This is a genomic window from Quatrionicoccus australiensis (assembly GCF_020510525.1).
GTDB classification, from domain to species: Bacteria; Pseudomonadota; Gammaproteobacteria; order Burkholderiales; family Rhodocyclaceae; genus Azonexus; species Azonexus australiensis_B.
The window spans coordinates 3,117,985-3,129,619 of record NZ_CP075188.1; the positions used below are offsets into that span (position 1 = coordinate 3,117,985).

The 11,635-nt window shown below is 61.8% G+C and carries 14 protein-coding genes; 6 read left to right on the forward strand and 8 right to left on the reverse strand.

The window, feature by feature from the left end:
• Window positions 1-28: 28 nt before the first annotated feature.
• Window positions 29-364 (reverse strand): ArsR/SmtB family transcription factor, encoded by a 336-nt coding sequence (locus KI612_RS14890; protein ID WP_226440854.1) that lies wholly within the window; start codon window positions 362-364, stop codon window positions 29-31.
• 184 nt (window positions 365-548) lie between these two features.
• On the opposite strand from KI612_RS14890, the gene KI612_RS14895 reads away from it, so the two are divergent.
• Entirely contained in the window at window positions 549-851 is a 303-nt protein-coding gene (locus tag KI612_RS14895) for a c-type cytochrome (RefSeq protein ID WP_226440855.1), read from the forward strand.
• A gap of 12 nt (window positions 852-863) precedes the next feature.
• A complete protein-coding gene (locus KI612_RS14900) occupies window positions 864-2,141 on the forward strand; it encodes an NAD(P)/FAD-dependent oxidoreductase (protein ID WP_226440856.1) in 1,278 nt (425 codons plus the stop codon).
• Window positions 2,142-2,206: 65 nt separating this feature from the next.
• Here KI612_RS14900 and KI612_RS14905 read toward each other — a convergent pair whose 3' ends face one another.
• Window positions 2,207-2,824 (reverse strand): c-type cytochrome, encoded by a 618-nt coding sequence (locus KI612_RS14905; RefSeq protein ID WP_319002954.1) that lies wholly within the window; start codon window positions 2,822-2,824, stop codon window positions 2,207-2,209.
• Window positions 2,825-2,983: 159 nt separating this feature from the next.
• On the opposite strand from KI612_RS14905, the gene KI612_RS14910 reads away from it, so the two are divergent.
• The 4 genes from KI612_RS14910 (at window position 2,984) to KI612_RS14925 (ending at window position 5,173) form a co-directional block, all read left to right on the forward strand.
• Window positions 2,984-3,994 (forward strand): MBL fold metallo-hydrolase, encoded by a 1,011-nt coding sequence (locus KI612_RS14910; RefSeq protein ID WP_226440857.1) that lies wholly within the window; start codon window positions 2,984-2,986, stop codon window positions 3,992-3,994.
• A gap of 43 nt (window positions 3,995-4,037) precedes the next feature.
• Window positions 4,038-4,352, forward strand: coding sequence for a cytochrome c (locus tag KI612_RS14915; RefSeq protein ID WP_226440858.1), 315 nt, complete (start codon window positions 4,038-4,040; stop codon window positions 4,350-4,352).
• Window positions 4,342-4,830, forward strand: a complete 489-nt coding sequence (locus KI612_RS14920; RefSeq protein WP_226440859.1) for a thioredoxin domain-containing protein — start codon at window positions 4,342-4,344, stop codon at window positions 4,828-4,830. The genes KI612_RS14915 and KI612_RS14920 overlap by 11 nt, the downstream gene beginning before the upstream one ends.
• Window positions 4,831-4,969: 139 nt before the next feature.
• Complete coding sequence (locus tag KI612_RS14925; RefSeq protein ID WP_226440860.1) at window positions 4,970-5,173, forward strand: (2Fe-2S)-binding protein; 204 nt, start codon at window positions 4,970-4,972, stop codon at window positions 5,171-5,173.
• 94 nt (window positions 5,174-5,267) lie between these two features.
• Here the strand turns inward: KI612_RS14925 and selD are convergent, their stop codons facing one another.
• From selD to KI612_RS14955, 6 genes are all read right to left on the reverse strand, one after another.
• Complete coding sequence (gene selD / locus KI612_RS14930; RefSeq protein ID WP_226440861.1) at window positions 5,268-6,314, reverse strand: selenide, water dikinase SelD; 1,047 nt, start codon at window positions 6,312-6,314, stop codon at window positions 5,268-5,270.
• Window positions 6,315-6,375: 61 nt separating this feature from the next.
• Window positions 6,376-6,585 carry a heavy-metal-associated domain-containing protein gene (locus KI612_RS14935; protein ID WP_404818056.1) on the reverse strand — a complete coding sequence of 70 codons (210 nt, stop codon included), beginning with the start codon at window positions 6,583-6,585 and terminating at the stop codon, window positions 6,376-6,378.
• Window positions 6,582-8,291, reverse strand: a complete 1,710-nt coding sequence (locus KI612_RS14940) for a putative bifunctional diguanylate cyclase/phosphodiesterase (RefSeq protein ID WP_226440862.1) — start codon at window positions 8,289-8,291, stop codon at window positions 6,582-6,584. The genes KI612_RS14935 and KI612_RS14940 overlap by 4 nt, the downstream gene beginning before the upstream one ends.
• A gap of 68 nt (window positions 8,292-8,359) precedes the next feature.
• Window positions 8,360-10,522, reverse strand: coding sequence for a heavy metal translocating P-type ATPase (locus KI612_RS14945; RefSeq protein WP_226440863.1), 2,163 nt, complete (start codon window positions 10,520-10,522; stop codon window positions 8,360-8,362).
• On the reverse strand, window positions 10,519-10,950 hold the full coding sequence (locus KI612_RS14950; protein WP_226440864.1) for a universal stress protein: 432 nt from the start codon (window positions 10,948-10,950) through the stop codon (window positions 10,519-10,521). Before KI612_RS14950 ends, KI612_RS14945 begins: the two co-directional genes overlap by 4 nt.
• An 8-nt stretch (window positions 10,951-10,958) precedes the next feature.
• Complete coding sequence (locus KI612_RS14955) at window positions 10,959-11,630, reverse strand: sulfite exporter TauE/SafE family protein (RefSeq protein ID WP_226440865.1); 672 nt, start codon at window positions 11,628-11,630, stop codon at window positions 10,959-10,961.
• Window positions 11,631-11,635: the final 5 nt, after the last annotated feature.

Sequence of the window (11,635 nt, forward strand, 5' to 3'; positions counted from 1 at the left end):
AAATGAGTCCCCTCCAGAGTATTGAATTTCAGCTAAGACAATGCGCTGCCACCAAATCGTTTTGTCCGACGATGTCGCGACTGGCCACCGCAATGCTGACGGTGCGGCAGATATCGACAAAATTGGGATCCACAACGCGATACAGGATGGAAGTTCCTTCGCGCCGGCGGTCCACCACCCCCGCCCGGTACAAGATGTTCAAGTGACGTGAGGTATTGGCCTGGGTCAAGCCCACCCTCTCGACCACCTCGTTGACCGATCTCTCTTCAAGACAGAGAACCGAGAGAATGCGCAAACGCGTCGGATCCGAGAGCAGACCGAAGTAATGCGCTACCTGGTTGAACACCTGAATTGTCTCGTCCATGTCGTTTTTTTGATCTAGATCAGTAAACAATGTATTACTGCATACTTATATAGTCAACTGCTAATATTGTTGCGATGCAGCATGCAATTTCCGGCAAACGCCTATAACCTAGCTCCCCATGCCGCGACAAAAAATGCAACATAACGGCGGCATGAACTCAACATCACTCAGAGGAGATGTCCTAATGAAGCTGCTCACCGTCATCGCAGCCGCCGGTCTGGTTGCATCAACCAGCGCCATTGCTGCCGACCCCCACCTCGCCCGCAACCTGGCTGCCACCTGCGCCAACTGTCACGGCACCAACGGCCACGCCGTCAAGGGCTCGGGCATGGACTCGCTGGCCGGCATGGAAAAGGCCAAGACCCTGCAAAAGCTGGCCGACTTCAAGAGCGGCGACAAGCCGGCGTCGATCATGCACCAGATCACCAAGGGCTACACCGACGAGCAGCTCGACCTGATCGCCGGCTATTTCGCCGCACAAAAATAAGGGGACAAGACCATGCTGCTCATGAAAAGACGTGATTTCCTCAAGACCGGTGCGGCGGCCGGCGCGCTGGCTTCCCTCTATGGCTGTGCCGGCGGCAACAAGGCCGGCGGCCATGTCGTCGTGGTCGGCGGCGGCTATGGTGGTGCCACCGTCGCCAAGTACCTGCGCATGTGGAGCGAAGGCGCTGTCCAGGTAACGCTGATCGAACGCAATCCGACCTTCATCTCCTGCCCGATTTCCAACCTGGTCATCGGCGGCACCAAGACCATGGAAGACATCACCGTCAGCTACGACGGCCTGAAGAACAAATGGGGCGTGCGCGTCATCCAGGACGACGTCGTAGCGGTCGACGCCGCAAAAAGGACGATTTCCCTGAAAGCCGGCGGTGCGATGAGCTATGACCGCCTGGTCCTGTCGCCGGGGGTCGATTTCATGTTCGACCAGATCGGCGGCCTCGACAATGCCGATGCCCAGGGCAAGATCCTGCACGCCTGGAAGGCCGGTGCACAGACCGTTGCACTGAGAAAGCAACTGGAAGACATGAAGGATGGCGGCACCTACGCCATTTCCATCCCCAAGGCACCCTACCGCTGCCCGCCCGGACCCTACGAGCGCGCCTGCCTGGTGGCCGACTACTTCAAGAAGAACAAGCCGAAATCCAAGGTCGTCATCCTCGACGCCAACGAAGACGTGATGTCGAAGAAGGCGCTGTTCACCAAGGCCTGGGGCGATCTCTACAAGGGCATGATCGAGTACCGCAACAACAGCGAGGTCAAGGAAGTCGATGTCGCCAGCAAGACCGCCATGCTCGAGTTCGACAAGTTCAAGGCCGACGTGCTGAACATCATCCCGCCGCACCGGGCCGGCAACATCGCCGCCAGCGCCGGCCTCAAGCTGATCAACAACCGCTGGGTTGACGTCAACTGGCTGTCGATGGAATCGACCAGCACGCCGGGCGTGCATGTGCTCGGCGATGCCGTCTTCCCGGCGCCGACCATGCCGAAGTCGGGCCACATGGCGAACCAGCACGGCAAGCTCGCCGCAGCCGCCATCCTCAACCTGCTCGCCGGCCAGGAACCGAACCCGGCCCCGGTCGTGATGAACACCTGCTACAGCTTCGTCGATAGCAAGAATGTCATCCACGTCTCGTCCATCCACCAGTACGACGCAGCCACCAAGCTCGTCCAGCCGGTCAAGGGTGCGGGCGGCGTCTCGGCGGCGCGCAATGAACTGGAAGGCAAGGTCGCCCTCGGCTGGGCCAAGAACATCTGGGCCGACATGCTGGCCTGAGATTTCAGCAGCAACCAAGACAAAAGGCCGCATTTGCGGCCTTTTGTCTTTCCGGAACGCGACCCTCAGTCGAGGGTTGCGATGTACTCGGCAACGGCGTGGGTTTCCAGCTCGGAGAGCTTGGAGGCGACGGTGTGCATCACCGCGTTGTCGTTGGTCCGCTCGCGCTTGTTGAACTGCTTGAGCTGGTCCTCGATGTAGCGCGGATGCTGGCCGGCCAGACGCGGCAGTTGCGGCGAGCCGTAGCCCTTGGCGCCATGGCAGCTGGCACAGGAAGGCAGGCCGGAGAACTGGTTGCCGCGGTTGAAAACATACTTGCCGACTGCGACCAGTTCGGCATCGCGCATGCTGCGCGCGGCTGCCGGCTTGCTCTCGAAGAAGGCGCCGAGCGCCTTCATCTCGGCCGTGGTCAGTTCCTCGGACTGCGGTTTCATGGTGTCGCTCTTGCGCTTGCCACTCTTGAAATCGCCGAGCTGCTTGGCGATGTATTCCGAATGTTGCCCGGCCAGGCGCGGAAAGACCGGACTCGCCGACTCGCCTTCCAGACCATGACACAGGAAGCAGCGCCCGGAAACGATTTCCTCGGCACGCGCCAGATCGGCGGCGGCATCCGCCTGTACCGTTGCGCTGAACAGGGCGAGCAAGGCGCCACCAACCAGCAGAAGACTCTTTTTGTCTGTCAATTCACCACCCCTTTTTTAACTGTACACGACACGTTTATTATTAAATAATAATTCGCTTACACTTGCCTTTCAATTTAAAAGGAACCAGCCCCTCTCCGACAACCTCCGAGAAAAGACTGGTCTGAATCACACCATGGAAAAACCATTCGGGAGACACCGATGAACCGCCGCCGCTTTCTACAGAGCACCACCGCCTTTACGCTGCTGAGCGCCGCCGAGTTTGCCCCCTGGCAAACAATCAGCGCCTTCGCCAAAGAAATGGACGAATTCGTGCGTGGACCGGCAGTCAAGGATCATCCGCTGCGCCAGGTCTCGAAGCATGTCTGGATGATCTTCTCGCCGGACGGTTTCCCGACCCCGGAAAACCAGGGCATGATGTGCAACATCACCTTCGTGAATACCGCCAAAGGCCTGATCGTCGTCGACTCCGGCGCCTCGGTGCAGATTGGCGAAATGGCCATCCGGCAGATCAAGAAGGCGTTCAAGAAACCGGTGATTGCGATCATCAACACGCATTATCACGGCGATCACTGGCTCGGCAATCATGCCTACGTCGACGCCTATGGCAAGGACCTGCCGATCTACTCGCACCCGGGCACGATCAAGGCCATCGAGGGCATCCAGGGCAACATGTGGCGCACGCTGATGGAACAATGGACCAACCAGGCAACGCTCGGCACCCGTGTCGTACCGCCGCGCCTGCCGCTCGAGGACGGCGCCGAGCTCAAGTTCGGCGATGTCACGCTGCGCATCCACCAGTACGGCACCGTGCACACGCCCTTCGATCTCTGCGTCGAGGTCGTCGAGGACGGCGTCACGCTGCTCGGCGATGTGGCGATGGACCGGCGCATTGCCAACATGGACGACGGCTCCTATCTCGGCACGCTGAAGGCCTACGCGGCCCTGGAAAAGACCGGCAGCACGCTGTGGCTGCCCGGCCATGGCGAGCCGGGCCCGAATGTCCTGAGCTGGAACCGCGAACTGTTCGAAGGCATTTACCGCCCCTGCGAACAAGCCATTCGCGACGGCCTCGGGCTGGAAGAAGCCAAGGCGCTGGTGCTCAAGGACAGTCGTGTCGCCAGTCGGGCGCGCGACACAAAGGGCTTCGAGACCAATATCGGAAAATACGTCAGCCTCGCCTATCTTGAAGCCGAAGCTGCCGGTTTTTGAGCATTTTCCAGCGTCGACCGCTGGCTGACACAAGGAGTTTTCCATGCGCCATTTCATCACTGCCTGCCTCGCCCTGCTCAGCACTCAGGTCATGGCCAGCGAGCCCTGGGCCAAGGAAGTCGACCACAAGGCCGCCAAGGAACTGCACGAAAAAGCCTGCACCGGCTGCCACACGAAAATGTATGGCGGCGACGGCAGCAAGATCTACACGCGCGACGGACGCATGCTCTCCACCAAGCTGGAGATCCTGCAGCGCGTCGCCTCCTGCAACTCGACCATGAACGCCGGCTGGTTCCCCGAAGAGGAAGGCCATGTCGCCGCCTGGCTCAACAAGCACTATTACCGCTTTGAAAACTGACCACACCCCGCTGCATCGCCTGCTAGCGGCCGCCCTGCTCGCCCTGCCGGCGCTGGTTTTTGCCCAGAATAACGCGTTGACCGCCGCCAGCGACCTGCGCGCCGAAGCCGAACAGGCGGCCCGCCACGGCAACCCGCTGATCGTCATGTACAGCCGCGCCGACTGCCGCTTCTGCGAGGCCATCCGCCGCGATTACCTGAAACCGCTGGCCAACGACCCGCAGCGCAAGGCACAGCTGCTGGTACGCCAGATCAACCAGGACAGCGATGCGCCAATGACCGGCTTTCGCGGCGAAGCGACGACGCACGCCCGCCTCGCCGCCAGCGAAAAGATCAAGCTGGTGCCGGTCGTCGCCTTCTACGGTCCGAACGGTCGACGCCTGGCCGAACCGATCATCGGCGTGCGCCTGCCGGACTTCTATCAGGGCTATCTCGATGACGCCATCGAGCAATCGCGCCAGGCATTGAAGAAACCCTGAAAAAGGCATTTCCTGACGCGTCGACCGCTGCGCATGACGGGCGCAAAAAAGACTGTGATTGTTGTTGACAGTGATTCTCATCTGTATAAAATGAGAATTATTCCTGTTTAACCAAACAATCCAGTTTGCGGAGAACACCATGTATGTCTGTGTCTGCCAGGCCGTAACCGACCGCCAGATTCGCGAAGCCGCCGAAGGTGGCGCGCGGACCTTGAAAGACCTGCGCCGCGATCTCGGCGTGACGCGCGACTGCGGCCGCTGCGCCTCCTGCGCCCGCGAATGCCTGCGTGAAGCACACGCCGGCGAAGACAAGCCTGGCAATACGCCGCGCCTCGCCGCCTGAGGCCTGGCAAACAAGGCGCTGACTCGCCACTGGCGGCGCCAGCGGTCAACCGCCTAAAAAACGCATTTTTGCCCGCCGAATACCGCCCAGCGACTCAGGCGACCGTAATTCCCGGCTCACCCTCACCCAGCTCGCCGATCACCGAAACATGGCTGAAGCCTTGTTGCAGGAAGATCGACAGCACTTCGGTCACCGTGTCCGGCGTACAGGCAACGAGCAGGCCGCCCGAGGTCTGCGGATCGGTCAGCAAGGCACGCTCGGCATCGCCCAGATGCGCCGCCAATTGGACACCGGCCCCATAGCTCGTCCAGTTGCGCCCGGAAGCGCCGGTGATATTGCCCTGTTGCGCAAACTCCATGGCCTTGGGCAACAAGGGCACATCGGCAAAATTCAGTCCGGCATGCAGGCCGCTTCCCTTGCAGACTTCCATCAAGTGCCCGAGCAGGCCGAAGCCGGTGACATCGGTCACGGCATGCACGCCATCAAGACAAGCCAGCACCGGTCCCGGCGTATTGAGCTGGGTGGTGCTTTCGAGCATGGACTCATACTCGCTGTCGGAAAGCCCGTCCTTTTTCAGCGCCGCGCTGTACACGCCGACCCCGAGCGCCTTGCCGAGGATCAGCTTGTCGCCCGGCCGGGCCGTTGAATTGCGCTTGAGATGTGCGGGATTGACCAGGCCGATGACAACCAGGCCGTAAATCGGCTCGACCGAATCGATGGTGTGACCGCCGGCAATCGGAATGCCCGCCGCGCGGCAGACCGCCGCCCCGCCTTCGAGAATGCGACCTATCGTTTCTTCCGGCAACACCTTGACCGGCATGCCGACCAGGGCGAGCGCGAAGAGCGGCGTGCCACCCATGGCATAGACGTCGGAAATCGCGTTGGTCGCGGCAATCCGTCCGAAGTCATGCGGATCATCGACAATCGGCATGAAGAAATCGGTGGTCGCGACAATCGCCTGTTGACCGTTGATCTGATAGACCGCGGCGTCGTCGCTGGTTTCGGTGCCGACCAGCAGTTGCGCCGGGATGATGCCCGGCGTGGTGTTGGCCAGTATCCGTTGCAGCACGTCCGGCGCAATCTTGCAGCCGCAACCGCCGCCGTGCGACAGCCGGGTGAGTTTGATTTCGGATTCTGGCACGCCTGTTTCTCCCTGACTTCTATGCGGCAACAACATTCAATATCTGTATCCGGACACCGGATTACTCGGCGTCGAAGCCGGCATCTTCAATCGCATCGAGCAGCGCGGCACGGCTGACCACCTGCGGATCGAAGACCACCGTCGCCGCTGCGGCCTCCAGCGACACTTCGGCGGAAGCGACACCGGCCAGCGCGCCCAGCACGCCACCAATATTCTTGACACAACCCTGGCAGCTCATGCCACCGATCTTGATCTGCGTAGTTTCCATCATGCTTCCTTGTTCAAAAATGGTTGTTCGGCGAGCAGGCCGGCGATCGCATCGGCCGGCAAGGCACGGCTGAAATGAAAACCCTGCGCCATGTCGCAACCCATCTGGCGCAACAGGGCAAGCTGCTCGGCATTTTCCACCCCTTCGGCAAGCACGGTCAGGCGCAGGTTGCGCCCCATGCTGACGATGGTCGAGGCAATCGCCCGGTCATCCGAATCGACTTCCAGATCATTGATGAAAGAGCGGTCGATTTTCAGTTTACCGACCGGGAAGCGCTTCAGGTAGGCGAGCGAAGAATAACCGGTACCGAAGTCATCGAGCGACAACTCGACGCCCATCCGGTGCAGCGCCGAAAGCGTGCCGAGATTGATGTCGGCCTCGTACATCACGGTACGTTCGGTGACTTCCAGCTCAAGCCGCCCTGCCTCCAGGCCGGAGGTGGCGAGCGCGCCGGCGACGACGGCGACAAAGCCGGCCTGGCGGAACTGCACGGGCGCCACGTTCACCGCCATGGTGATCGGCGGCAAGCCCGCTTCGCACCAGGCCTGCGCCTGGCGACAGGCTTCGCACAGCACCCAGTCGCCAATCGGATTGATCAGGCCGGTCTCTTCGGCGACGTGGATGAAACGATCCGGCATGATCATGCCGAGATCCGGATGCTTCCAGCGAATCAGCGCCTCGACGCCGATGATCAGGCCGCTCTGCAGATTGACCAGGGGCTGGTAATAGAGCACGAACTCGTTCTGGTTCAGCGCACGCCGCAGGTTGCTTTCCATCAGCAGGCGTTCCAGCGTCGCCGTATTCATCTCGCTGGCGTAGAACTGGAAGGTATTGCGCCCGACTTCCTTGGCCCGGTACATCGCCGCATCGGCATTCTTGAGCAGGGTCTCGAGATCCTTGCCGTCCTGCGGATAGATGCTGATGCCGAGTGACGGGGTGATGGTCAGCTCATGCCCGCCGACCACGAAAGGCGTCACGCAGACATCGAGCAGACGCCGTGCAACCTCGGCCGCGGCCGCCGCGTGGATGCCGGGCAGGGCGAAAATGAATTCGTCGCCCCCGAGGCGGGCCAGCGTATCGATGCGCCGCACGGCCGCCGACAGGCGTCCGGAAACCTCGCACAACAAGTCGTCGCCGACACTGTGGCCGAGCGAGTCGTTGATCCGCTTGAAATGGTCGAGATCGAGAAAGATCAGCGCGATTTCACCCTCGTCGCGCTCGGCGGCAGCCAGCAACTGGGCAAAGCGGTCGCGCAGCAGACGCCGGTTGGGCAGACCGGTCAACGGATCAAAATCGGCCAATTCGCGGATTCTGCGCTCGGCCGCTTTCTGCGCCGAGAGATCGAGCAGGGTACCGACCGAAGCCGGCCGTCCGCCATAAGACGATGGCGAACCAAGGATCTGCACAGGAAAGGTCGAGCCATCCTGATGCACGGCCGTCAGCTCGTAATTGTGGCCGCTGACGCCCGCGGCACGCAGCTGCATCTGGTCGAGAACGAAGGGGTGCTGCTCGGGAATGATCAGGTCGAGCGGCCCCTTGCGGTCGACCAGCTCTTCGGCCGTAAAACCGAACAGGCGCAGGAAACAGGGATTGACGTATTTGAACAGGCGGTCCTGCACAACAAAGATGCCGACCTGTGCAGCGTCCATGGTCGCCAGGAAGTGGGCTTCCTGCTCAGCCAGAAGATTGGCAGCAGTATCTTCCGTCACTAGCAACGGCTCCTGCACACGCCCCCCGCCTGCAACGGTCATCGAAACTCCTGCTCCCCTTTTGCCTGTTATTTTCCCGGCCGCCAGCGTTTCAACAGCAGCGAGTTCGACACCACGGATACCGAACTCATCGCCATCGCAGCCCCTGCTACGACCGGATTGAGAAATCCCAGTGCAGCCAGTGGAATTCCCGCCACATTGTAGATGAATGCGAAGAAAAGGTTTTGCCGGATTTTGCCCAGCGTCGCAGCAGAAAGAGAGATGGCATCAGCGACGCCGTTCAGGTCGCTGCGAATCAATGTCAGGTCGGCCGCCTCGATCGCCGCATCGGAACCGGCACCAATCGCGAAGCTGACATCGGCAGCGGCCAGCGCCGGCGCGTCGTTGATGCCGTCACCGACCATCGCCACCAGTGCGCCGCCAGCCTTCAACTCGGCCAGCGCCGCGGCTTTCTCGCCGGGCAGGATGCCGGCCCGGAATTCGGCAATCCCGGCTTCGGCTGCAATGGCAGATGCTGTAACAATATTATCGCCCGTCAGCATCACCACCCGGATACCGCGTTCACGCAAGCGACGCACCGCCGCCTGAGAAGTCGGGCGCAAGGCATCGGCAATGGCAAAGATCGCCAGCAACTGTTCGCCGCCAAACATGGCCACGACTGTCTTGCCGGATTGTTGCAGATGCTGAATCCGGGCATCGTCAGCAATCCCGAACCAGGCTGGCGCCCCCAGACGCAGGATCTGGCCGTCTACGCTGCCACTGACGCCAAAACCCGGATGCGCCTTGAAATCGACACATTGTGGCAAGTCGACCGCCTGGCAGCGCGCCAGGATCGCCCGTGCCAGCGGATGCTCGGAACCCTGCTCAAGCGCCGCGGCCAGGCGCAGCACTTCCGCCTCGCTGCCCTGCATGACCTGCAGATCAACCACCTGCGGCTCGCCCAGGGTCAGCGTGCCGGTCTTGTCGAGCGCCAGCACCGTGATCCGTTCGGCACGCTCGAGCGCTTCGGCGTTCCGGACCAGAATGCCGGCCCGCGCCCCCTGCCCGGTACCGACCATGATCGCGGTCGGCGTCGCCAGCCCGAGCGCACAGGGACAGGCAATGACCAGCACCGCCACGGCGTTGACCAGCGCTTCGGCAAAATCGGCCGAATACCACCACCAGCCGGCAAAAGTCAGCAATGCAATCGAACACACCACCGGCACAAAGATCGCCGAAATCCGGTCGGCCAGACGCTGCACCGGCGCTTTCGACCCCTGTGCCTCGCCGACCAGCCGGATGATGCCGGCGAGCAGGGTCTGCTCGCCAACCCCGGTCGCCCGGCAGCGCAAGGCGCCCTGGCCGTTCGCCGTCGCCGCGAAGACGCGGTCACCGGTCGACTTGCCGACCGGCATGCTTTCGCCGGTGAGCATGGCTTCATTGACGCTGGAATCGCCATCCACCACTTCGCCATCGACCGGCACGCTCTCGCCCGGTCGTACCATGAAGATATCGCCCGGCATCAGCGCATCGACCGGCATTTCGACCCATTGCCCGTCGCGCTCGACGCGCGCCGTTTTCGGCTGCAGGCGGATCAGCGCCTCGATCGCCTCCGAGGTATGCGCCTTGGCCCGCGCCTCAAGCAACTTGCCAAGCAGGACCAGGGTGATGACCGCCGCGCCGCCCTCGAAATAGACGTGCTGATCAAGACCGAACAGCGTGACCACGGCGGAAAAGCCCCAGGCCATGCTGGTGCCGAGCGCGACCAGCACATCCATGTTGGCCCCGCCGCCACGCAGGGCCTTGAAAGCGCCGGCGTAGAAACGCCAACCGATCCAGAACTGGACCGGCGTCGCCAGCAGGAACTGCAGCCAGCGCGGCAATTCATTGTGCTGACCGTGTTCGCCGAACATGAAGAACATCTGCCCGACCAAGGGCAGACTCAAGGCAACGGCAATCTGGAACTGGCGGATTTCGTGGCGGTAGACACGCTGTTTTTCGGCTTTTTCCCGTGCCCGGGTCTGCCCATCGACAAGTGCCGCAGAAAAGCCCGCCTTCGCCACTGCAGCGACCACCGCCGCTTCGTCGGCCGCTCCGGCCAGACGAATGCGCGCTCTTTCAGCCGCCAGATTGACGTTGGCCTGCATGCCAGGCTGGCGATTGAGTACCTTTTCCAGGCGCGCCGAACAGGCGGCACAGGTCATGCCGCCAATCGAAAACTCGACGACCCGCCCACTCTCCGGTTCGTTCATTTGACCAGCAAGACCGGACAAGGCGCCAGATGCAGGACGCGCGCCGCAACCGAACCGGTCAACACGCCAGCCAGCGCACTTTGCCCATGCGTCCCCATGATGATCAGGTCACAGGCCAGTTCAGTGGCAACGTGGGCAATCACTTCAGCCGGCTGCCCGACGTGGATGTGGGTGGTATGAAAACGCCCGGCCGCATCCAGCTTCTTTTGCGCTTCGAGCAGGCTGGCCTGCCCTTCTTCGAGGTAATAGCCATGCAGGGTGTCCTTGCCGATATGGGCCTGCACACGGCCGATCGGAATCGGCGGATGCACATGCAGCAAATGCACCTCGGGCACCTCGGCAAACCAGGCGGCGTGGGCCAGCAGATGATCGACCGCGCGCAGCGAACAGGCCGAACCATCAACCGGCAGAAGAATTTTAATTGTCATCGTGCATCCTAAATCCAGTGCAGCAAGCGCATCAGGCCAAGCAAGCCATACAGACCGAAACCCAGAACCAGCAGCCCGGAAAACAGGCGGACCGCAGGCCGGCGAACAAACTCGTTCAGCCTTGCCAGCACGATGCCTGCGAGCAGCAGATTTGGCAAGGTTCCCAGACCGAAAGCCAGCATCAGCAAGGCACCGCGCCCGGCCGAGCCGGCCGTCAGGGCACTGGCCAGGGCGCTATAGACCAGACCACAGGGCAACCAGCCCCACAGCAAACCAAGCGGGAAAGCCTGCTGCACACTGCGCGCCGGCAGAAAACGACGCGTCAGGGGCTGCAGCAAACGCCACAGGTGCTGACCGAAACGTTCGGTAAAGGCCAGGGTACTGGTCACCCCCAGCAGATAAAAGCCGAGTGCAACCAGCATCAGGTTGGCAAGAAAATAGAGCACCAGGCGGATCGGCACCTGGCCCTCGAGGCCCAGACTGGCTGCACCGAGCGCACCGGCAACGGCACCGGCGATGACATAGGAGAGGATGCGCCCGGCGTTATAGGCAAGGTGCATCGACCAACGCGCCGGCGCGCCCATCGACAGGGCGCCGACAATGCCGCCACACATGCCGACACAGTGCGTGCCGCCAAGCAGGCCGACCAGGAACAATGCGAGAAAGCCGGAATCAGGCATGAAAA